This window comes from Bradyrhizobium sp., from assembly GCF_019244115.1.
In the GTDB taxonomy this organism is placed as follows: domain Bacteria; phylum Pseudomonadota; class Alphaproteobacteria; order Rhizobiales; family Xanthobacteraceae; genus Bradyrhizobium.
Map to the genome: position 1 here is coordinate 1 of NZ_JAFATE010000015.1, position 20,445 is coordinate 20,445.

19 protein-coding genes are annotated in these 20,445 nt (G+C 63.8%); 7 read left to right on the plus strand and 12 right to left on the minus strand.

All coding sequences use genetic code 11. The annotated features are described in order from the left end of the window. Both phnH and phnG read right to left on the minus strand, forming a co-directional pair. Positions 1–552: phosphonate C-P lyase system protein PhnH (gene phnH, locus JOZ76_RS00610; protein WP_291696701.1), on the minus strand; the 552-nt coding region annotated here is incomplete at its 3' end. 3 nt (positions 553–555) lie between these two features. After that, positions 556–1,014, minus strand: a complete 459-nt coding sequence (phnG, locus tag JOZ76_RS00615) for a phosphonate C-P lyase system protein PhnG (protein WP_291696702.1) — start codon at positions 1,012–1,014, stop codon at positions 556–558. Positions 1,015–1,233: 219 nt separating this feature from the next. Between phnG and phnF the strand changes: the two genes are divergently transcribed. Then, a complete protein-coding gene (gene phnF / locus JOZ76_RS00620) occupies positions 1,234–1,962 on the plus strand; it encodes a phosphonate metabolism transcriptional regulator PhnF (RefSeq protein WP_291696703.1) in 729 nt (242 codons plus the stop codon). 7 nt (positions 1,963–1,969) lie between these two features. On the opposite strand, the gene phnE (JOZ76_RS00625) is transcribed toward phnF, so the two are convergent. The 4 genes from phnE (JOZ76_RS00625) to phnC all read right to left on the minus strand — a co-directional run bounded on the left by phnE (JOZ76_RS00625) (position 1,970) and on the right by phnC (position 5,595). Then, on the minus strand, positions 1,970–2,818 hold the full coding sequence (gene phnE, locus JOZ76_RS00625; protein WP_291696704.1) for a phosphonate ABC transporter, permease protein PhnE: 849 nt from the start codon (positions 2,816–2,818) through the stop codon (positions 1,970–1,972). After that, positions 2,815–3,699 carry a phosphonate ABC transporter, permease protein PhnE gene (gene phnE / locus JOZ76_RS00630; RefSeq protein ID WP_291696705.1) on the minus strand — a complete coding sequence of 295 codons (885 nt, stop codon included), beginning with the start codon at positions 3,697–3,699 and terminating at the stop codon, positions 2,815–2,817. The genes phnE (JOZ76_RS00625) and phnE (JOZ76_RS00630) overlap by 4 nt, the downstream gene beginning before the upstream one ends. A 79-nt stretch (positions 3,700–3,778) precedes the next feature. After that, complete coding sequence (gene phnD / locus JOZ76_RS00635) at positions 3,779–4,717, minus strand: phosphonate ABC transporter substrate-binding protein (protein ID WP_291696706.1); 939 nt, start codon at positions 4,715–4,717, stop codon at positions 3,779–3,781. A 62-nt stretch (positions 4,718–4,779) separates the two neighbouring features. After that, positions 4,780–5,595 carry a phosphonate ABC transporter ATP-binding protein gene (gene phnC, locus JOZ76_RS00640; RefSeq protein WP_291696707.1) on the minus strand — a complete coding sequence of 272 codons (816 nt, stop codon included), beginning with the start codon at positions 5,593–5,595 and terminating at the stop codon, positions 4,780–4,782. A gap of 185 nt (positions 5,596–5,780) precedes the next feature. On the opposite strand from phnC, the gene JOZ76_RS00645 reads away from it, so the two are divergent. Genes JOZ76_RS00645 through JOZ76_RS00655 form a run of 3 tightly spaced genes read left to right on the plus strand, consistent with a single transcriptional unit; the run spans position 5,781 to position 8,374 of the window. Further along, positions 5,781–6,449: a chloramphenicol acetyltransferase gene (locus JOZ76_RS00645; protein ID WP_291696708.1), complete on the plus strand. Its 669-nt coding sequence runs from the start codon at positions 5,781–5,783 to the stop codon at positions 6,447–6,449. Then, on the plus strand, positions 6,446–7,636 hold the full coding sequence (locus JOZ76_RS00650; protein ID WP_291696709.1) for an alpha-D-ribose 1-methylphosphonate 5-triphosphate diphosphatase: 1,191 nt from the start codon (positions 6,446–6,448) through the stop codon (positions 7,634–7,636). Before JOZ76_RS00645 ends, JOZ76_RS00650 begins: the two co-directional genes overlap by 4 nt. Before the next feature lie 21 nt (positions 7,637–7,657). After that, a complete protein-coding gene (locus tag JOZ76_RS00655; RefSeq protein WP_291696710.1) occupies positions 7,658–8,374 on the plus strand; it encodes a DUF1045 domain-containing protein in 717 nt (238 codons plus the stop codon). A gap of 26 nt (positions 8,375–8,400) precedes the next feature. Here the strand turns inward: JOZ76_RS00655 and JOZ76_RS00660 are convergent, their stop codons facing one another. Both JOZ76_RS00660 and JOZ76_RS00665 read right to left on the minus strand, forming a co-directional pair. After that, positions 8,401–10,737, minus strand: a complete 2,337-nt coding sequence (locus JOZ76_RS00660; RefSeq protein ID WP_291696711.1) for an ABC transporter substrate-binding protein — start codon at positions 10,735–10,737, stop codon at positions 8,401–8,403. A 140-nt stretch (positions 10,738–10,877) separates the two neighbouring features. Further along, positions 10,878–11,882 carry a hypothetical protein gene (locus JOZ76_RS00665; RefSeq protein WP_291696712.1) on the minus strand — a complete coding sequence of 335 codons (1,005 nt, stop codon included), beginning with the start codon at positions 11,880–11,882 and terminating at the stop codon, positions 10,878–10,880. Positions 11,883–12,422: 540 nt separating this feature from the next. On the opposite strand from JOZ76_RS00665, the gene JOZ76_RS00670 reads away from it, so the two are divergent. After that, positions 12,423–12,572 carry a hypothetical protein gene (locus tag JOZ76_RS00670; protein WP_291696713.1) on the plus strand — a complete coding sequence of 50 codons (150 nt, stop codon included), beginning with the start codon at positions 12,423–12,425 and terminating at the stop codon, positions 12,570–12,572. Between the two features lie 19 nt (positions 12,573–12,591). After that, on the plus strand, positions 12,592–13,413 hold the full coding sequence (locus JOZ76_RS00675; RefSeq protein WP_291696714.1) for an enoyl-CoA hydratase: 822 nt from the start codon (positions 12,592–12,594) through the stop codon (positions 13,411–13,413). 1,488 nt (positions 13,414–14,901) lie between these two features. Here the strand turns inward: JOZ76_RS00675 and JOZ76_RS00680 are convergent. Together JOZ76_RS00680 and JOZ76_RS00685 are read right to left on the minus strand one after the other, a co-directional pair. Next, positions 14,902–15,144, minus strand: a complete 243-nt coding sequence (locus JOZ76_RS00680) for a hypothetical protein (protein WP_291696715.1) — start codon at positions 15,142–15,144, stop codon at positions 14,902–14,904. A 276-nt stretch (positions 15,145–15,420) separates the two neighbouring features. Further along, positions 15,421–15,765, minus strand: a complete 345-nt coding sequence (locus tag JOZ76_RS00685) for a response regulator (RefSeq protein ID WP_291696716.1) — start codon at positions 15,763–15,765, stop codon at positions 15,421–15,423. Positions 15,766–15,940: 175 nt separating this feature from the next. Between JOZ76_RS00685 and JOZ76_RS00690 the strand changes: the two genes are divergently transcribed. Next, on the plus strand, positions 15,941–16,393 hold the full coding sequence (locus JOZ76_RS00690) for a response regulator (protein ID WP_366938526.1): 453 nt from the start codon (positions 15,941–15,943) through the stop codon (positions 16,391–16,393). A gap of 611 nt (positions 16,394–17,004) precedes the next feature. Here JOZ76_RS00690 and JOZ76_RS00695 read toward each other — a convergent pair. Both JOZ76_RS00695 and JOZ76_RS00700 read right to left on the minus strand, forming a co-directional pair. Next, the gene (locus JOZ76_RS00695) at positions 17,005–18,603 is read right to left on the minus strand and encodes an ATP-binding protein (RefSeq protein WP_291696717.1); all 1,599 of its coding nucleotides are present in this window, start codon (positions 18,601–18,603) and stop codon (positions 17,005–17,007) included. A 387-nt stretch (positions 18,604–18,990) separates the two neighbouring features. Further along, the coding region (locus JOZ76_RS00700) for an ATP-binding protein (RefSeq protein WP_291696718.1) at positions 18,991–20,445 on the minus strand (1,455 nt) is incomplete at its 5' end.

The window sequence follows — 20,445 nt, forward strand, 5'->3', positions numbered from 1 at the left end:
ATGCACCAGAATGACATCGATCCCGCGCGGGAACAGCGCTGCATTGACGGCAAGCCGCTCGAACAGGTCTTCAGGTGCGATGGTCGCGCGCAGCAGCGCCGTGCCATCGATGCCGGGGCCTCGCAGGACGTAGCCTGCGCCTTCCGCCAGGCTCCCGACCTGCAGGATCAGCGTCGTCGAGCGGTCGGGATATTCATTGCTGCCGAAGCAAAAGCGATCCAGGTCAGGCAGCGTGTCGCCGTCGCCGATCAGTGCAAACTGGCTGCCCGATGAGTCGGCGACAATTGGCGCGGACGTATGGAACTTGAGCCATCTCGCAACCGAGGCCGCTTCAGCCATCCGCTGGTCGAGCCAGACCGGCGTGTCGTGATCGAACAGCGTCAGCGCGATCGCCGCGGTCGCTTGCATCAGCGGCTTCGGTGCGCCGACGCCTGCCGTGATCCGCTGCACGCTGCCGGGGCGCGCCATCGCCTCCATGACGGCGCGAAAGCTTGATTGCGCCGCCAAGACCTTGTCGGCAAATCCGGCCGGCAGCTCAGCGATCTCAGCCATCTCTCAACCCTCGCCCCGCACCATGGTGTAGAAATCGACGCGCGTGGCAGCCGCCTCGGCAGCGCGTTGCGCGCGGACGGCCATCATCGCTTCGCGCAAAGGCGTGATGACCTGCGTTTCGATCATCCCAGAACGGTCGCGCGTCTGGATCAGCGCGTCGCACAGCGCGATCATCCTGGCCTTCGCCTTGTCGCGGCCAAGCACGTAGCCGAAGCCGATCTCGCCGCTCGAAAGCCGCACCGCGGCGCGCGACACCGTCGCTTCACCGAGATTGAACGCCGCGCCGTCGCCGCCGATCCGCCCACGCACCATGACCAGGCCGTTTTCCGGCTCGCGCAGATCTTCGCAGGACGGCAGATCGAGGCGATCGAGGAGTTTTGCGAGCTCTGCTGTCGCGGCATGCGCAAGTACTGCCATCGCCGTCTTGCGCCGCCCCTTGATACCGTCGTCGAGACTCGCCATCACCGCAACCTTGCCGGATTCAAGTTGTCTATGATAATAGACAACTTGATAGTCAAACGCCATGACCGTCTGATGACAGTGGCGTGATTTTCGGGAATGGCGCCAGCCACGATGCGCTCGGCTATCGTGCGGCCATCGTGCCTTAAGGCTGTTGTTTGAGCGTGATTTTTCCCGGAAACCACTTCGCGTCTGTCCGGATCATGGTTTAGGGTTTTGGCCATGAGCATACAGGATGTAGCGGCTGGCGTCGCGTTGTGGCGCAAGGTTGCCGACGAGATCGAACGCGCCATCGCCGACGGCCGCTTTGCGGCCGGAACGAAGCTGCCGGGCGAGACCGAGATCGCGGAGACGTACCGCGTCAACCGCCACACGGTCCGTCGCGCGCTGGCGACCCTTGCCGAACGCGGGCTTGTGCGCGCGGAGCGTGGCAGCGGCACCTATGTGGAGGCGCAGCGTCTCGCCTATCCGCTGCGCTCGCGGACGCGCTTTTCCGAGATCGTCGGAGCTGATGGCCGCGAGCCGCGCGGTCACCTGATCAGCTCGGCGGAGCAGGCGGCGACGCGCGAACTGGCACGGACGCTCGGGATCAAGACCGGCGCTCCGCTGATCCGGATCGAAACGCTGCGGTCAGCCGATCGCACCCCGATCTGTGTCAGCACCGGCTGGCTGTCAGCCGAACGCTTCCCCGATGCGGGCGCCGTCTTCGCACGGGCCCGGTCGATGACCAAACTGTTCGCGCATTTCGGCGTCCGCGACTATCGTCGCGCATCCACCCGCATCACGGCGGCCATCGCGGACGCCAGCGACGCGGCGCGGCTCGATCTGCCGCTGGGTCATCCGGTGCTCGTGGTCGATTCGACCGACATCGATCCCGATGGCAAGCCGCTCGTGACCAAGCGGGTGCGCTTTGCGGCCGAGCGCGTCGAGTTCCTGATCGAGAACAGCTGAGCCCGCCTCAGGCGACCGCGCGGCGGCCGATGATCGCAAAACGCAGTTTTGAGGAGATCCAGTCGATCGCGGCCACCGCGACCAGGATCATCAGGATCAGGAACGAGACCTTCTGCCACTCCAGCACGCGAATCTGTTCAGCGAGTTGCAGGCCGATTCCGCCGGCACCGACGATGCCGATGATGGTCGCGGAGCGCGTATTGGATTCGATGAAATAGAGCACTTGGCCCGCGATCACCGGCAACACCTGCGGAATCAGGCCGAAGCGGATCTCGTGCAGTGCATTGCCTCCCGATGCGCGGATGCCTTCGACCTGCTTCTGGTCGACAGCCTCGATCGCCTCCGAAAACAATTTGCCGAGCGCGCCAAAGTCGGACACCGCGATCGCGAGCACGCCGGCAAATGGGCCGAGACCGACGACGTTGATCCAGACCAGGGCCCAGATCAGCGTGTCGACGCCGCGGATCGAATCGAGGAACCTGCGCACCGGAAACCTGACCACGCCGGACCGCACGATATTGCGCGCCGCGAGCAGGCTGACCGGGAACGCAAGCACCGCCGCAAGGGTCGTGCCGAGCAGCGCGATCGAGAGCGTCTCGCCGAGCGCCTTCAAATAGAGCGGAAGCGAGGAGCCGGGATCGGGTGGCAGCATCATCAAGCTGATCCAGCCGAGCTGATGCACGCCGGACCACAGTCGCGCCGGAGAGAAATCGAGATCGACCAGCCCGAAGACGAGGATGCTGGTTGCGAGCATCACCATGGCGGGCATCGCAAGACGCGATGAGGCCGGGCGATCGAACACGTCGCGATACCGCATGCGGTATTGCGCGCGATCCGGAGCCGTCGGCCGGCTCATGCCCGCCCCTCCCTGCCGAACAGGCGGCTGCGCAGCCAGCCCGTCGAGATGTCGATGCAGAACACCGTCACGACGATCATCACCAGAATTGCACTGACATCCGAATAATAGAATTTGCGGATTGCGACGACGAGCTCCTGCCCGATGCCGCCGGCACCGACGAACCCGAGCACGGATGCCTCTCGAACGTTGATCTCGAACCGCAGCAGCGTGTAGCTGGCATAGCCGGCGATCACCTGCGGCAGCACGGCAAAGCGCATGCAGGAGAGCCAGCCCGCGCCGGTCGATTGCACGCCTTCCACCGGCCTCATGTCGGCGTTCTCGACGACCTCCGAGAACAGCTTCCCCAGTGCGCCGGTCGAGTGGATCGCGATCGCTAGGACGCCCGCCATCGGACCGAGACCAAAGGCAATGACGAAGACCAGTGCGAAGACGATGCTGGGTACGCTTCTGGCAAACTCCAGCAGCCGGCGTACGACGAACCGCAACCAGGGTGCAGGAGAGGTATTTTCGGCGGCGAGGAAGTTGAGCGCGAACGCCGCGACTGCTCCGATCAGAGTTCCGACATAGCTGGCGAGAATGGTCTCGCCGAGCATGCGCAGCCATTTGTCCCAACCCCAGAACCAATCGCCAAAATCGGTCCAGACCCGCGCACCGCTGTCCAGTTTCAGGATTCGATCGAAATAGCTGACGAAGTTGCCGAAATAGGTGAAGAGGGTGCGCAGGTTGACCTCGGCACCCACCGCCGCGACGACGAGCACGGCCAGGAAGACCGCTGCGGCAAGGGCCGAGCGCAGCCGTCTTTGCACGACGGCCTTGCGATAAGTCTCATTCAGCGCGGCAAGCTGAACCTGGGGAAGAATGGAAACGGTGCTGGCCATCAGGAATTGCCGATCTGGTCGGGAACAACGGAAATGGCCGGGTCACGAGGGACCCGGCCAGCCGGTCTCCGCCTATTGCTCAGGACGCCTTCTTTTTGCGCAGGGCGTCCACGAACTTGATCAACTCGATGGTGGGATCCCAATCCTTGGTGGTGGCGGGGTGGAAGCCCTTCTTCTGGCCGTCCGACAGACGGTCGAACGCGACCTTGTCCTTGGTCGGCGAGTCGAAAAACGCTTTCGCAATCGCAGCCTTCAGGTCATCGGGAAGATCGGAACTGTACGCATACATCGACGGTCCAATGATCGGTGCCGACTTGTGGATGATCCGAAAATCCTCCTTCTTCATCGGCGAACCGTCGGCGTTCTTCAGCATTCCCTTGTGCAGCATCTGCGCCAGGGTGGAATCGTCATCACTGGTCCATTGATTGGCGGCGACGTCGACTGTGCCCTGGGACAACGCCAGCAGGGCGTTTTCGTGGCTGCCGGTGAAGACGACCTTGCTGAAATAGCTGTCGACGTCCGAAATCCCCATCTTGTCGAGCTCGAAGCGCGGCACATTGTTTCCGGACGTCGAGTTCGGATCGACCAAGCCGAGATTCTTGCCTTTCAGCTGATCGATGCTCGTATAGGGGCTGTTTGCCTTGACGAAGAACACCGAATAATAGCCCGTGCCGCCATCCGCATTCAGGTCGCTGGCAAAGGCATCGGTCTTGACGCCGGTCAAGCGCGCGCGGGCGAATGATGCCGAGCCGTAGCATGCAATCTGGATATTGCCGGCACGCTGGCCTTCGATTACGGCCGCGTAGTCGTTGGCAATGCGCAGCGTGACCTTCACGCCGAGTTCTTTCGACAGATAGTCGACGAACGGCGTCCAGCGGTCGGTTGTGCCAGAGGCGTTCTCGGCCGGCACCACCGCAAAGGTCAGTTCCGAATACTTTGCCTTCCAGTCCTCGGCGGAGGCGGAGGCGGCAAACGCCACCGACGCGATGCTGGCCAGAACTAGTCTACGATTGATCATTTTGCACCCTTTTGAAGGTTGGTTGCTGCTGGTCACTTGCACGGGACGCGAGAGCATGAAAATCAGGCTGCGGCGGCGTTGCCGAGCGCGGGAATTGCCGCGGCGCCGGGTGTGCCCGCGGGCACCACGCCCATGACGTCGTCGGCCTCGAGGTCGTAGAGCTCGCGCGCAACGTGGTCGGTCAGCGCGGCCGGCGCGCCATCGAAGACGACGCGGCCCGCGGCCATGCCGATCAGGCGATCGCAGTAGCTGCGCGCGAGATCAAGCGAATGCAGGTTGCACAGCACCGTGATGCCAAAATGCTTGTTGATACGCAGCAGCGCATCCATCACGACCTTGGTGTTGCGGGGATCGAGCGAGGCGATTGGCTCATCGGCGAGGATGATCTCCGGCTCCTGCACCAACGCCCGCGCGATGGCGACGCGCTGCTGCTGGCCGCCCGACAGCTGATCGGCGCGCTGCGCCGCGAGCTGCGCGATGTCGAATTGCTCTAATGCCGACAGCGCCGCGGCGATGTCGTCCTCCGGCCAGAGCTGGGCCAGCGACCGCCACGCCGGGATCTCCGAAAGGCGTCCCATCAGAACATTGGTGAGGACGTCGAGACGTCCGATCAGATTGAACTGCTGGAAAATCATCGCTGAGCGGGCGCGCCAGCGGCGCAGCTCGCGGCCACGCAAGGCCGTGACATCGGTCCCCTTGTGGAGGATCCGCCCGCCGCTCGTGGGCGCCAGGCGATTGATCGCCCGCAGCAGCGTCGACTTTCCCGCACCGGAGCGGCCGATCACGCCGACGAAGCCGCCGCCCGCCACGGAAAACGAAACGTCGTCAATCGCGGCCTTTGCACCGAAACGGCACGTCAGACCTTCCGCTACCAGCATCGCATGCTCCAGACACCCGGCCACGACCATGGCTAGCGTCCGGTTTCAACAGTTATGTGACAGCTGCCTGCGGTGCGGCAATCGTCCACACGCGGACCGCCGTCATCGTACTGTCATGGCACCGTCATCTTCGCCCCCGAAGAGAGGCGTCCCGCTGAACGCACAATCACGCTTGGTGAACTGCCATGGTCGGCAAAGTCCTTTCGCGGCTCCCTACCATCGACCCGTCCGCGAAACTCAAGGACGCAACGCTCGGTGCCTATACCGAGGTTGGCGCCCGCACGCTCCTGCATGAGGTCGAGATGGGTGACTATTCCTACGTCGTCAACGACTCGCAGATCGCCTACACGACAATCGGAAAGTTCTGCTCGATCGCGGCGATGGCCCGGATCAATCCAGGTAACCACCCCATGCACCGGGCGAGCCAGGCGCACTTCACCTATCGTGCCAGTGCCTATTTCCCGGGCGAAAGCGACGAGGCGGAATTCTTCGCCTGGCGGCGAAGTCACCACGTCGACATCGGCAACGACGTCTGGATCGGACATGGCGCGGTGGTGCTGCCCGGCCGCAATATCGGCACCGGCGCGGTCGTTGCCGCAGGCGCCATCGTGACCAAAGGCGTCCCGGCCTACACCATCGTGGCCGGAAATCCGGCGCGGCCCATTAGGCGGCGCTTTGCCGATGAGATCGCCGAGCGGCTGATGCGACTTGCCTGGTGGGACTGGGAACACGAGATGCTTCACAGTGCCCTGCCTGATTTCAGAAAACTTTCGGTGGAAGAGTTTCTTGACAAGTACGACGGTTCGGGCGACTGCGCTCCGGCCAATACCAGCAGGCGGAGCGCGGCATCGTGAGCGGTTCTTTCGATCTTGTGGTTCAGGGCGGGCGGACGCTCATCGACGGGGATTTTGCCGAGACCTCGCTGCGGATCGCCGGCCGCATTATCGCCAACGTGGGCGGAGACGGTCGCGGGTCGCATACGCTCGACGCAAGCGGCCTGCTCGCGCTGCCCGGCATCGTCGACCTGCATGGTGACGCGTTCGAGCGGCAGATGATGCCGCGCCCCCGCGTTGATTTCCCTGTTGACGTGGCCCTGATCGATACCGACCGGCAGGTCATCAGCAATGGCATCACCACGGTTTTCCATGCGACGACATGGTCCTGGGAGCCAGGTCTTCGCAGCGCCGACAATGCGAGAAAACTGCTCGCCGCGATCGAAACCCTGCGGCCGCGGCTTTTGGCCGACACCCGCTTCCACCTGCGCCACGAAACCTACAATCTCGACGCCGAGGCCGAGATCATCGGATGGCTGACCGAAAGTCGCATCGACCTGTTCGCGTTCAACGATCATATGGGCCTGACAAAGGCCAAGCCGCAGAAGCGCAACAGCATGGTCGAACGCACCGGCCTGTCGACCGAGGCTTTTGACCAGCTCGTCGCGGGGATCCTCGCGCGCGCCGATGAGGTGCCTGCCTCGATCGAGCGGCTGGCGAAGGCCGCACGGGAGGCCAGCGTGCGAATGCTCTCCCATGACGACAACAGTCCGACCATGCGAACGGCGTTCCGGGCGCTGGGTGTTGGCATCGCCGAGTTTCCGGTCAATGAGGAGACTGCGCGAGACGCCATCGACAGTGGCGACGACATCGTGTTCGGCGCGCCCAATGTCGTGCGTGGCGGCAGCCATACCGGCTGGACCAGGACGAGCGACATGATCGAAAAAGGCCTGTGCTCGATCCTGGCGTCCGACTATTACTATCCGGCGCCGATCCTGGCCGCATTCCGACTCGTCGCCGACCGCGTGCTGGCGCTTCCGCAGGCGTGGAATCTGATCTCGAGCGCGCCGGCGCAAGCGGCTGGTCTGACCGATCGCGGCGTTCTCGCCGAAGGGCGCCGCGCGGACATGATCCTGGTCGATGACGAGGTGCCGATGCGGCCGCGGATCGTCGCCGTCATCGCCGCCGGACGCCTGGTCCATCTCACCGAGGCGCACCGCCTCATGTCGGGACAGCCGAGCCGGCTCAAGCCGATTGCGGCCGAGTGATATGGCTTCCGCCTGACTGCAATGGCACCCTACCCGCGCTACGCGATCTACTACGCGCCGCCTGCCGGCACCGCGCTTGATGATTTCGGTGCAAGCCTGCTGGGCTACAATGCCTGGACCGGCAAGGATCTGGCCTTTCCGGAGCAGGTCACGCAATTTGCGCCCGATTGGATCGATGTGACCAGCGATCCCCGGAAATATGGCTTTCATGCCACACTGAAAGCGCCCTTCGCGCTCGCAATCGACCGCCGTGAGGATGAGCTTCTTGCAGCCTGCGGCACCTTCGCTGCGACACCGCGCCCTCTTCCGATCATCACACCCGTGGTCGATGCGATCAGCGGTTTTGTCGCGGTGGTGCCTGCGGAACCGGTGAGCGAATTGCTGCGGCTCGCATCGGATTGCGTCACCGAGTTCGACGAGTTCCGCGTGCCGCTGACCGCGGACGACCGCGCGCGGCGCAATCCGGATGCCCTGACGCCGCGCCAGCGCCATTATCTCGACCGCTGGGGCTATCCGTACGTCCTCGAAGAGTTTCGCTTCCATCTGACCTTGACGGGTCGGCTCGACGCCGCGCGGCGCGCGCCGATCCTTGCGATGCTTCGCGGCCGCTTTGCGGAACTCCATATCGATCGCCTTGCGATCGATCGGATCGCACTGTTCCGGCAGGGCGACGCAAACGCCCGCTTCCGCATCATCGGCGACTGGCCGCTTTGTCCGCAGCATCAGCGCGGCACCTGAAGACGTGGCGCCGCCGCTCGCATCCGTCAGCGGACCGTCGGCTGGTTGCGACGATTGGCCCGCCATTCGAGGAATTCGCGATAGAGCGCCGTGTCGTCCCGAGCGGCAGCCCCGGGGACTGGTCCAGCGGCTGGAACGGTCGCCGATGCCATCGGCGTATTGCGGTCCAGCCATTCCTGCGCGGTGCGGAATCGCGTCCAGCCGGCGACCGGCGCCATCGGCGCGAGTTCCTGCCATTTCGGATGATAGGGTGGCCGCTGCAGCTGCGACAGCTTCGCGAACAGCGATTCGACCAGCAGCGACAGCCTGCGATAGCGATCGCTGCCCGGCTGCCAATTATAGGACGCCAGCACCGCCTCGGCGGAGATCGTCTCGATCGGAGTTCCCGGCGCAATCAGATTGGGATAGTCCTCCGCCGTGAGCTGCGAGGGCAGATACTCGTCGCGCAGTGACTTGTCGTACGCGACAGGCACCAGGTGCAGGTTCGAGTCGTTCACCTGGCCGAGCCATTGCAGCGGCTTGCCTTCCACCGCAAGAATCGCATCGATCTCGCCCCGCCGCAGCATGTCGAGCGCAATGCGCGGCTCGATGTAGAGCAGATGGGGCTTGATCCCGAGATGCTCGAACACGTTGATCGCGGTGACGAAGGTGCTGCCATCGGGCAGGTCGACCGCCACAGTGCGCCCATCGAGATCGTTGATGTTGCGCACCGACTGTGGCGCCAAAACATGCATTTCCTCGTTGAACATCTTTGTGACGTAGACGAACTGGTTGCGGATGTTGTTGGCAAAATCCTTGCGATCGAGATAGGCCAGCGTGTCCTTGCGCACGATGCCGGCGTCCACACCCTTGAGCAGCAGGATGTCGGCCACCGCCTGAACCGATCCGCTGCCCAGGATTGGCAGCACGCGCAGATTGACGCCGTCGTTCAGCACCGAGGCAAGGTCGGCGCCCATCTGCGAATAGGTGCTGCCGAACGATCCCGTCATCAGCGATACGGTATTGGCGTTGAGCTGGTTAGCGAGGTCGTGCTTGGCGGTGTTGTATCGGAAGATCGCCTTGAACGATTCGCTGACCGCGCCGGGATCGTATCCGGCACGCACCGGGCCGAACCTTTCCCAGCGTCCGCCGCTGAAGCGCATCATCTGCATCTGCTCCATCGGCGAGAAGTCGCTGGCCGAGGTGTTGATGGCAACGCCCGGAAGCAGCATCGGAACATGCAGGCCCTTCAGCGACGCCGCCTGCCGCATCAGATTCTCGCGCGAGAGGTCGTCACCGCAGCGCTTCAGGACCTCGACCATCAGGTTGGCGACCGCATAGCCGAACACGCCGAGACTGTTGTTCTTGCTGATGTCGGGCGCATAGCGGTCCATGAAGGCGGCCCATTCGCGGTAGGCCGGATCGCTCGCCGCCTGCGGGTCGTCTCCCTCGACGCTGTAGGCTGCCGACACCACGCCTTCGGCGTTCTGCACGCCGGCCGGCTGCATCACGGCGGCGACCGACTCGGACACGGTCGGGATGATCTGCTCCGGCCGCCAGCCGATTTCGGCAGCGCGCCGGATCGCCATCACGGCGAATTTCGGCGTCGTGATGTCGAAGAAGATATTGGCGCCGGAGGCTTTCAGGCTCGCGATCTGCTGATTGATGTTGGGGTCGGTGACCTTGTAGCCGGCCTCCGCGACGATCGGAAGCTTGCCGCCGAGCCCGTCCTTCAGGCCCTTGACGTAGTCCTTGCCGAACTCGTCATCCTGATAAAGGATCGCGATCTTGCCGCCGGCCGGATGGGTCTCCAGCAGATATTGCGCATAGATGTGCGCTTCGCTCTGATAGCTCGGCTGGAATCCCATGGTCCAGGGAAACACGCGTGGCTGGTCCCAGGTCGAGGCGCCTGACGCGATGAACAGCTGCGGCACCTTGCTGGCGTTCAGATAGGGCCGCACCGCCGCGCTCGGCGCGGTGCCGAGGCTCGCAAAAATGAAGAGAACCTTGTCCTCTTCCACCAGCTTGCGCGTCGCCTCGACCGTCTTCTGCGGATTGTAGGAGTCATCGTAGGAAATGAAGTTGATCTTGCGGCCGTTGATGCCGCCCTCGGCATTCACCTTGCGGAAGTAGGCCGCGATCGTCTTGCCGATGACGCCATAGGCGGACGCCGGTCCGCTATAGGGCATGGTGTTGCCGATCCGGATTTCGCCGTCGGCGGCACGGGCGGGCGGGGCCCCTTGGCTTGCAGCGCCGATAACGGCAGCGGCGAGAAGGGCGGCTCGCGCAAGCCTGCGCGTCCACCAGCACTGCAACGGTCCTTGGCTGATCTCGGACGCACCGCGGTGCAAGGCGCGCAAGCTGATCTGATCGACGGATCGCATCGGTTCCCCCCCTTTTTACGCCACGCCGCCGGCTCCGGCCGCGATGAGCCGCCAGATGCGTTCTTGTTTGCACGGGATATTGTGTCGGCACGCGCAGATCGTGCTCTGCGATTGCTGTGATTGTGTGGTCGGCGCGTCGCTTAACGGCGCGCGGATTGCTGCAGGCGCAGCCTTGCTTCCGACGAGCCGAGCTCGGCAGCCCGCTCGTACCACTCATGGGCCTTAACCGGATCAGACCGTATGCCCACGACATGCAGGCCGGCCAGCACGGTGGCGTCGTACGTTCCCGCCAGCATGAGGGTCGCGTCGGCATCGCCCGCCTCGGCGAGACGGGTGAGGATCAGCCGCGCGCTTGCGATGTCGCCGACGGAGAGCAGATCCTGGCCGCGCTTTCGCAGCGACAAAACTTCCTCGCGGGACAAAGCTTCGATCGCACGCGGCGACTCCGCGACGGGCGCTGGCAGCGGTTCCAAACGCGCTTGCTGATCAGTCCGGGGAGGCTCGACGGCGCGCGCCATCTGCGGCACATCGGACTGAGGTCGCGAGGCTGAGGGAACTGCGGGCAGCGGCGTCGTCACCGCGACGGCGTTGGCCTGGCTGTTCGCAAGCAGGGTCCCGACGGGCCGCGGCGACGGTTCGATCGGCGCCTTGGCTTCGGCGCTCGAAATCTGGGTCAGGTTTTCCAGCACGGGCGCGGAAAAGGACTGGCTCTGCCTGGATCCGCCGTCGGCAGACGCGACCATCCCCGTCGTCGGAACTTGAATGGCGCGCATCAGAACGAAAGCAACACCGGCTGCGATGACGACGGCACCGATGAAGCCGGCGGCCATCTTCAGGCCCGGCATGCCTCCCTTCTCCGCGGGCGGAGGCGGCATGACGACCGGCTCGAGCGTGGGTGACCACAGTCCACGGCTGGGCTCGGGCGAATATCTCTCTTCGGGCGCAGGGCCCCGGTCCTCGTCGTCCTCATGCCATTGGCCGGCCCGCGCACGCCGCGATCTCTGCGCCTCGCGCTGAATCTCGGCCGCAACCGCGGCGACTTCGTCGACGAGGTGACGAGCTCGCTCCAGCTCCTGTCTCTCGTTCGTCCACGGCGGCCCGCGTTTGATCGGTCGATCACCATCATCTCTGACCGATGAACTCATTACCAACCTCCCGTCGCGAAGGGTGATGCGCCCTCACCCATTCCGCAACTACGCCTCGATCCCTCAAACGATGCGCCTGCTTCTCAGATTTCGCGAAACCTGTCGAGCAGCAGTCCCTGGTTGTCGATAGAAAGAGAAGCCCGCATGCCGCGAACAAGCAGCGCCCCGGTGGTCTCTGGGCATCGCTCCGGCCAGCAACGCTCAAAGCCTGAGCCGGCGCGCGCGTTTTGCAGATTCGCGCGGGGCCCGTCAGCGGCGTGGCCGTGCAAGATTAGACGAGATCGATCTCCTTCCCACATGCGCGATGCCCCATTCTTCTTTTCCGGAACCGTTCGAAAACGCCTCATTTTCGCGCTAGTCTGGGAGGGTGACAAAGAAGCAAGGCTAATGTGTGTTCATTTTTCAGCGATTCCTCCGTAATCCCCCGGTCCTTCGCGCCCTGCATGTCCAAGCACCGACGCGGGCGGCAAACGTTTGCCCCGTAACCCGCAGCGCCCGGACGAATAATAAAGGCGAACGTTGCCTGGACGGAACCCGGCCGTGCTCTTGCAGCACGCGCGGTTCCACCGCTTCGGCCCCGGCCTTCCGATGACGCGCGACCGTCAGTTGCGCCGCGGCGGCTTGATCTGCAAGTATGTCGCCGGCCTGAAGAGCCCGCTGGCCGTGCTTCGCCCTGGCCCTGACGTCTGAGCCGAACTGGAAACCCGCGATGCTGGATCTCCCTCACAAAACCGAAAAGTCGCATGCCGACGGCAAGATCCTGCAGAGCGTCGACGACGGCGTGGGTGTCATCACCTTCAACAACCCGGACAAGCGCAACGCGATGTCGCTCGACATGTGGGAGGGGCTCGGCCTTGCGCTGACCGATCTGAGGGACGACCCCACGGTGCGCGTCGTCATCCTGGTCGGCGCCGGCAGCAAGGCATTCGTCTCTGGCGCCGACATCAGCCAGTTCGAGCAGGTGCGGCACAATGCCGAGGCCTCCGAGGAATATTCCCGGCGCAGCGCCGCACAGCGCGCGCTGCTCGCCGACTACCCCAAGCCGACGATCGCCTGCATCAGAGGATTTTGCCTCGGCGGCGGCATGCTGGTCGCCATGCTTGCGGACATCCGCATCGCATCCGACAACAGCCAGTTCGGTATTCCCGCAGCGCGGCTCGGCATCGCCTACAGCTATGACGGCCTCCGCCAGCTCGTCTCGCTGGTCGGCCCGTCCTGGGCACGGCTGCTGATGTACACCGGGATGCGGATCGACGCGACCGAGGCGCTGCGGATCGGCCTGATCAACCGCGTGATCCCCGATGCTGAACTGTGGGGCAGCACGATGGATATCGCGCGCACCATCTCGGCCAATGCGCCGCTCGCGGTCCAGGCGGCCAAGATCACCATCGCCGAAATCCTGAAGGATCGGGCCGACCGCGACATGGATGCGATCAGCGCGATAGGCCGGTCCTGCATGGACAGCGAGGATTTTCGCGAGGGCCGCCGCGCCTTCATGGAAAAGCGCAAGCCGACATTCACGGGGCGCTGACTGGGTCGAGCGCTCGCGGCGCTGTGCGCCGCATGAGCTCACTTGTCGGGACGACATCGAGAGCAATTTCGGATCCAACCGTTAACAGCCTCACCAAGCTCCATGGTCATCGCCCGGCTTGACCGGGCGATCCAGTACGCCGCGCCTTATCGGTTCAAGCACTGCTGTCTCAGGAATACTGGATGCCCCGCTTTTTGCGGGCATGACAGCGGAAAGCATAATGAGCATATTCCAGGACAAACCACCGCGTTCTCGCGGCGCATTTCGCCCGAGTTGTGCTTCATTCGCGTGCCCTCGCAAGATCAGAGGGCGCAGGGAATGCCGGGTGAAGGCCTCACCCGCGGCCCGCCTGCAAAAAAGTAAGCAGGCGGCAGGTACCACAGGTTCAGCCAAATCATCCCGGCATTCCCTGCGCGATGGTGTTACAGCTTATACGTGCTCTCCTCGGGGACCGGGCTTGTTTGCCCCCGTCATCCGCAACGTGCGTCACGCCAGCGAACTTAGCCTCAGCGTCGGGAGGCCAGGACCACACGATTTCACCGTCCGCATCAGCATCGCTCGTCTGGCGACACTGGCACGTCCATCGCAACCCGCGCTCAACGTCCGTGACGACGCGTCCGTCCCTCTTTGGCCGAGGCGGGATGGCGGGAATGAAGCACGAATTTCTGAAAACCGCAAGTAGAATTTTTTGGCGTGGAGCGCGACAGTCCGAATCGACGACCTCATCGTTGAATCGCTTCACTAATTTCCGATTTTCAGCACACGATTTCTTTGCATCACCAAGGCACGAACGGGGCCCATCCACTAGCTCTGGCGCTCGTCGGGCAAATCAGCGCGGGGCTGTGCAGGTGAGTGAACAGCACGGATAGGGAGACCGCTTCCACCCTGCACTCGCTCGTCATGCCCGGACCGGGGCGCCGAAGGCCGGAAAGCTGCAATAGGCCTGGGTCCCGAGCTACCGTCTTATGTTGGGTCGGATCATCAAGCCCGCATCGGCATAAGGCTCGGATTGCAGCCGCAAGGCCATCTGAGCGTCGGACGACCACATTCGAGCTGCATCCAAGATGCGTCTGCGCTCCTGACAAAGAACTTTCGCCGCCGCGATCGCGTTATCCGCCCTCCTCAGAAGATCGTCGGTCGTTTGCTGCATCGGCGCAGCGTGCGCCATCTTCCGGCTGGACGCTTTCACCTATGTGATTATTCCCACGCCGAACATACGGCTCACTCCAGCGGAGCAATTCGAACGACCGGCGTATGATTTCGCGTGAGCGTGCAAGAATTACGTGATCATACGAATAGATCGACATCGGCGCGCTCCTCTGCCTTGCAGGCGGGAGCACAATCGGTCTCTCAGCCACCGACGCCTACAGGACAGTGCCTCGGCCGGTGATGGGGGACTGTGCGCTTTTAGCCGCTGCCGCGCCAGTCCCTTATTTGGACCCGGCGGGGCAACTGTCCCGAAAGTCTCATTTGGCTCAAAGGCAGCCTTCAACTCATGCGGATGGTGCGGGTGATCTGGTGCACTTCGCCGTGCTTCAGATCGAGCGCTTCCACCTCCGCCGGGGTCAACTGTTCCTGCGCCAACGAGGCGGACCAGCCCTCCGGAATGGCGTTCAGGACCAGGCTCACCGCGTCCTCGGAAGATGATGCCGCGGCAACCCAAAGCCTGTTCGCGCGGTCGTCGGTCAAGACGCGGACGAGATAGACGCCTGTCGTCGAGGAGCTTGCCATTTGGTCGCTCGCTCAAGCTTTGTCTTCCGGCGAGAAGCCTCACGCAGGGTTAAATGCGTCGGACGCGGGTTGGTTCAAAAGCCCAGATTTTGCCGAGGCCAGCCGGCCTTCGCCAGAGGGGCAGGCTCGGAGTGAATGGGACACCCCGGATGGCACCTGATTTTGCGCCGCAAGACAGGTTCTTTCCATGTGACTGAGGTGAACCTCTGCAGCTTGTCTCCTCAGCCCTCGTGGCGGGCAAAACGGCATTTAGTCCGGCCCCGAAATCACAGAGGCTCAACAAGCGCCGGTCGTCTGCTCCATCACGCGTCGGAGGTCTTGTTCCAAGAAAGGCTTGCGGATCAAGGGAAATCCGTGACCGTCCGGCTCACGACCGGAGAGCAAAAGCACCCTTAAATCTCGCCGAACATCAAGAGCCTTCTGCGCGAGTTCGTAGCCGTCCATGCCCGGCATGTTGACGTCTGTTAGCAATATCCGAATCTCCCGGTTTCGCCGAAGCAGGTCCAACGCTTCCCGCCCGTTGGCGGCCGTGACGACATCGCAGCCGAGATTCTTCAACATCTCAGCCGTGAGGAACAGAAGGGTAGGATCATCATCAACAAGGAGAACGGTGTGGGCCATGCAAATCTGTCCATTCGCCCTGCCTGTGCCGAGCTAACGATCGCGGATTGGGGCAGTTCCGGCGCTGCCTCCCGGAGAAGTCCGGTACTCTGGGCCGGACTTGAGAACAGATTCCGCAAGCTTTGTACGTCGTGAATGTATATGGTTGGAGGCGGCAGGGCAGTTGGACGAGTAAATGAGTTCACTTTTCCTGGTGGAAGATGAAGTGCTGATCCGCATGCTTCTGGCCGACATGGTCGAAGAGCTCGGGCACAGCGTGGCCGCCGAGGCCGGGACGATCGAGGAGGGGCTGTGCCTCGCTCGCACCGCTGATTTCGACCTCGCCATTCTGGACATGAACCTCGGCAGCCACACGGTCGAACCGATCGCTGATGCCATCGATCGACGTGGGCTCCCGGTCATTATTGCGAGCGGCTATAACGAAACCGGCTTGCCGGCCGGCTTTGCAGGCCGAACACGTCTGGAGAAGCCTTTCAGTATCGCGCAGCTGGCCGCTGCCATCACGGCTGCCACCGGCCGTGTCCCGCAACGGTCAGCTGTCGAACAGGACGATTGCGCATCGACCTGCGGGGACAAACCGACTGAGCCGTTTCAGATCAGGCAGGCAGCACGGCCGCAACATGGGTGAACCGCTCAGTCCCTTGAGCTCCTTCTCACCCCAACCCTCTCCCCGCAAGCGGCAGGGCAATCGCATACGGCGTTTGAACGCTGGCGGTGCGCTCCCTCCCCCGCTTGCGGGGCAGGGCAATCGCATATGGCGTTTGAACGCTGGCGGTGCGCTCCCTCCCCCGCTCGCGGGGGAGGGCTGGGGTGGGGGCGTCGTGCGAAAAAGGCTGCAGCTGAGGCCGGGGCCGGCCCCCACCCGCCGCGCAAGCGCGGCGACCTCCCCCGCAAGCGGGGGAGGCAAACGGAGAGAGCGGCACTCATATGCGATAGCCCTGGCTTGCGGGGGAGGGCTGCGGTGGGGGCGTCGTGCGAAAAAGGCTGCAGCTGAGGCCGGGGCGGCCCCCACCCGCCGCGCAAGCGCGGCGACCTCCCCCGCAAGCGGGGGAGGCAAACGGAGAGAGCGGCACTCATATGCGATAGCCTGCCGCAAGTGGGAAAAGGGGGCGCACCTTCCGTATCCCTGAGCCATTCTCCAAAGGCGGTCTGAGGCGCGCTGGCAGCCTGTGGCGCGCCTCTGTCACCAAGTTGTTCCGGTCACGTGTCAGACTGAATCAACAGGACGCATCGCCGCGCTTACGGCGCGAGCGCGGTTCGGATCATGCGCGCGAGATCGGATGACAAATAAGGCTTTGGCAACAGCAGCACGCCGGGATCGAGGCGGCCATGATGCACGATGGCGTTCTCGGTATAGCCGGAGGTGTAGAGCACTCTCAGTCCCGGCCGCCGCTTCACGGCCTCGATCGCGAGCTGGCGGCCGTTCATGCCGCCGGGAATGATCACATCGGTGTACAACAGATCGATCCGTTCGGGACCGTCGATGATCGCCAGCGCCTCGGCGGAGTTGCTGGCGGCCAGCGTGTGGTAGCCGAAACGCTTGATCTGGGTCACGACATAGTCGCGCACCAGCGCGTCGTCCTCGACGATCAGGATCGACTCATCGCCATGTTCGCCTCCCAGAAGGCCGGTTTCGGCGGCCGGCGCGACCGGCACCCCCACCGCCTGCGGCAGATACAGTTTGACCGTGGTGCCGTGGCCTTCCTCGCTGTAGATCTTGATGTGTCCGTTGGACTGCTTGACGAAGCCGTAGACCATCGACAGGCCGAGCCCGGATCCCTTGCCGACCTGCTTGGTGGTGAAAAACGGCTCGAACACCTTTTCGAGCAGGTTTTGCGGGATGCCGTGGCCGGTGTCGCTCACCGCGACCATGACATAATCGCCCGGTCTGACTTCGCGGTTCATCGCCGCGTAGTTCTCGTCGAGCACGACGTTCTTGGTCTCGAGCGTCAGCTTGCCGCCGTTCGGCATGGCGTCGCGCGCGTTCAAAGCGAGATTGAGCAGCGCGGTCGACAGCTGGCTCGGATCGATCAGCGCCGGCGCGGCATCATGCGCCAGCATGGATTCGATTTCGATCGGTTCGCCGAGCGTCGGGCGCAGCAGCCGCGCGACATCGATGACCATCGCGTTGACGTCGGTCGCGCGCGGCTGCAGCGGCTGGCGTCGCGCGAAGGCCAGGAGATGCTGGGTCAGGTCGGCGCCCCTCGCGGCGGCGGCGCTGATCAGCTCGGTGATCGGGACGAGATCGCGACGATGCTTGACGGCATCGGCGAGAATCTCGATGGATCCGGTGATCACGGTCAAAATGTTGTTGAAGTCGTGGGCGACGCCGCCGGTGAGCTGGCCGATCGCTTCCATCCTCTGCGCCTGCCGGACCTGGGCCTCGGTGGCCTCGATCTCCTGGAAACGCTTGACCATAGCCTCGGCGCTGCGGCGTTGCCGCATTTCCTCCTCCAGGGCGCTATAGGCGCGCTGCAGCTGAACATGGGTCGGCATCATCAGCATTCGGGGCAGCATCAAGAGGAGCCCCGTCGCGATCGCGGCCGCGACCGGTGCCAGCACGCCCTTGGTGGCGGCCTCGATGCCGTAGGCCGGCGCCCACAAGAGGAGGATCGACAACAGGCGGCTGATCCCACAGAGAGCTGCGAAAGTCGCGTAACCCCAGAATGCGGCGCGGAACATCAACTGCATGTCTCGCTGACGCCGCCACACGAAGTACCCGAGCAGGAATGCAGTCGCGAACAGGGCGAGCGCCACCATGGCGTCCGAGACGACGTTGATCCAGATCAGTTCCGGCTGCCACTCCAGGCACGCGCCATGCGGGATGAGGGTCGACATGTCCAGGTGATCTCCAAGAGGCAACCAAGAGGCAGGCGAGGCAGGGTCGGGGACCGGAGGACATGAATTTAGTGCGATTTGGCTCCGAAGTCCTCCGAATCGGGCTCGCCGCAAGGTTGCAAGAACGTCAGGACCGCCGGATTGCAGGGCTTCCACGGCTCTATCCCCTCATCCTGAGGAGCTTGCTTTAGCAAGCGTCTCGAAGGATGAGGCCCGGAAATCTGCATCGGCGCCTCATGGTTCGAGACGCGCGCAAGAGCGCGCTCCTCACCATGAGGGTTTTATGACGCGACCGCGATGAGGTTGGGTGACACCACCGACACCGCGAATCGCGGACGTCAGGTGCGGCCGCATCGGCCCCGACGTCCGGGCCGGCGGCCTGTCAGCTCACGAGGCGAGCGCGGTCCGGAGCATCCGCGCCAGATCGGATGAGAGGTAGGGTTTTGGCAAGAGCAGCACGCCGGCGTCGAGCCGGCCGTGATGCACGATGGCGTTCTCCGTATAGCCTGACGTGTAGAGCACCTTGAGCCCGGGGCGCCGCTTCACGGCTTCGCGCGCGAGCTGGCGGCCGTTCATGCCGCCGGGGATGATCACGTCGGTGAACAACAGATCGATGCGTTCTTCGCCGTTGATGAGCGCGAGCCCATCGGCCGCATTGCTGGCGGCGAGCGTGCGGTAGCCGAACCGCTTGATTTGCGTCGTGACGTAGTCGCGGACCAGCGCGTCGTCCTCGACGACCAGAATGGTTTCGTCGCCGTGATCTCCGGCGGAGACGCCGGCTTCCGTGGCTTGCGCCTGCGGGATAGAAGCGGCCTGCGGCAGATAAAGTTTGACCGTGGTGCCGTGACCTTCCTCGCTGTAGATCTTCACATGTCCGTTCGACTGCTTGACGAAGCCGTAGACCATGGACAGACCGAGCCCCGATCCTTTGCCGACCTCCTTGGTGGTGAAGAACGGCTCGAACACTTTTTCGAGCAGCTCCTTCGGGATCCCTTCGCCGGTGTCGCTCACCGCGACCATCACATAGTCGCCCGGCTTGACCTCCTCGTTGCTGGCCGCATAGTTCTCGTCCAGCACGACGTTCTTGGTCTCCAGCGTCAGCTTGCCGCCCTCCGGCATGGCATCGCGCGCATTCAACGCAAGGTTGAGCAGCGCGGTCGAGAGCTGGCTGGGATCGATGAGGGCCGGCGCGGCATCATGCGCCAGCATCGATTCGATTTCGATCTGTTCGCCGAGTGTCGGCCGCAGCAACCGCGCGACGTCGACGACCATCGTATTGACTTCAGTCGCGCGTGGCTGCAGCGGCTGGCGGCGGGCGAAGGCGAGCAGGTGCTGGGTGAGGTCGGCCCCGCGTGCGGCCGCAGCGCCGATCAGGTCGGCGATCTGGGCCAGCGCCGGATTGGTCCTGACCGCCTCGGCGAGAATCTCGATCGATCCGGTGATCACGGTCAAAATGTTGTTGAAGTCGTGGGCGACGCCGCCGGTGAGCTGGCCGATGGCCTCCATCTTCTGCGCCTGGCGGACCTGGGCCTCAGTGGCCTCGATCTCCTGAAAGCGCTTCACCATGGCCTCGGCGTTGCGGCGCTGCCTGGTTTCCTCCTCGAGCGCTGCATAAGCCTGCTGAAGCTGGATCCGGGTCGGCAGCACCAACAGGCGCGGACGCATCACCAGCATGGCCGCCGTGACCGGGATCGAGATCAGCGCGAGCAGGGCCTTGGTCAGGCCCTCGATGCCATAGGCCGGCAGCCACAGGGTGAAGATCGACAGGATGCGCGTCACTGCGCAGGCGGCGGCGAAGATCGCGAGCGACCAGAACACGCTGCGGAACATCACTTCGCGGCG

Excerpts from the sequence above, each read along its gene's own strand:
- phnD (WP_291696706.1), bottom strand. The coding sequence starts at position 4,717 with ATGATCAATCGTAGACTAGTTCTGGCCAGCATCGCGTCGGTGGCGTTT.
- phnF (WP_291696703.1), top strand. The coding sequence starts at position 1,234 with ATGAGCATACAGGATGTAGCGGCTGGCGTCGCGTTGTGGCGCAAGGTT.
- phnC (WP_291696707.1), bottom strand. The coding sequence starts at position 5,595 with ATGCTGGTAGCGGAAGGTCTGACGTGCCGTTTCGGTGCAAAGGCCGCG.
- phnE (WP_291696705.1), bottom strand. The coding sequence starts at position 3,699 with ATGGCCAGCACCGTTTCCATTCTTCCCCAGGTTCAGCTTGCCGCGCTG.
- phnG (WP_291696702.1), bottom strand. The coding sequence starts at position 1,014 with ATGGCGAGTCTCGACGACGGTATCAAGGGGCGGCGCAAGACGGCGATG.
- JOZ76_RS00695 (WP_291696717.1), bottom strand. The coding sequence starts at position 18,603 with ATGTCGACCCTCATCCCGCATGGCGCGTGCCTGGAGTGGCAGCCGGAA.
- JOZ76_RS00645 (WP_291696708.1), top strand. The coding sequence starts at position 5,781 with ATGGTCGGCAAAGTCCTTTCGCGGCTCCCTACCATCGACCCGTCCGCG.
- JOZ76_RS00655 (WP_291696710.1), top strand. The coding sequence starts at position 7,658 with ATGGCACCCTACCCGCGCTACGCGATCTACTACGCGCCGCCTGCCGGC.
- JOZ76_RS00685 (WP_291696716.1), bottom strand. The coding sequence starts at position 15,765 with ATGGCCCACACCGTTCTCCTTGTTGATGATGATCCTACCCTTCTGTTC.
- JOZ76_RS00675 (WP_291696714.1), top strand. The coding sequence starts at position 12,592 with ATGCTGGATCTCCCTCACAAAACCGAAAAGTCGCATGCCGACGGCAAG.
- phnE (WP_291696704.1), bottom strand. The coding sequence starts at position 2,818 with ATGAGCCGGCCGACGGCTCCGGATCGCGCGCAATACCGCATGCGGTAT.
- JOZ76_RS00665 (WP_291696712.1), bottom strand. The coding sequence starts at position 11,882 with ATGAGTTCATCGGTCAGAGATGATGGTGATCGACCGATCAAACGCGGG.
- JOZ76_RS00690 (WP_366938526.1), top strand. The coding sequence starts at position 15,941 with ATGAGTTCACTTTTCCTGGTGGAAGATGAAGTGCTGATCCGCATGCTT.
- JOZ76_RS00680 (WP_291696715.1), bottom strand. The coding sequence starts at position 15,144 with ATGGCAAGCTCCTCGACGACAGGCGTCTATCTCGTCCGCGTCTTGACC.
- JOZ76_RS00660 (WP_291696711.1), bottom strand. The coding sequence starts at position 10,737 with ATGCGATCCGTCGATCAGATCAGCTTGCGCGCCTTGCACCGCGGTGCG.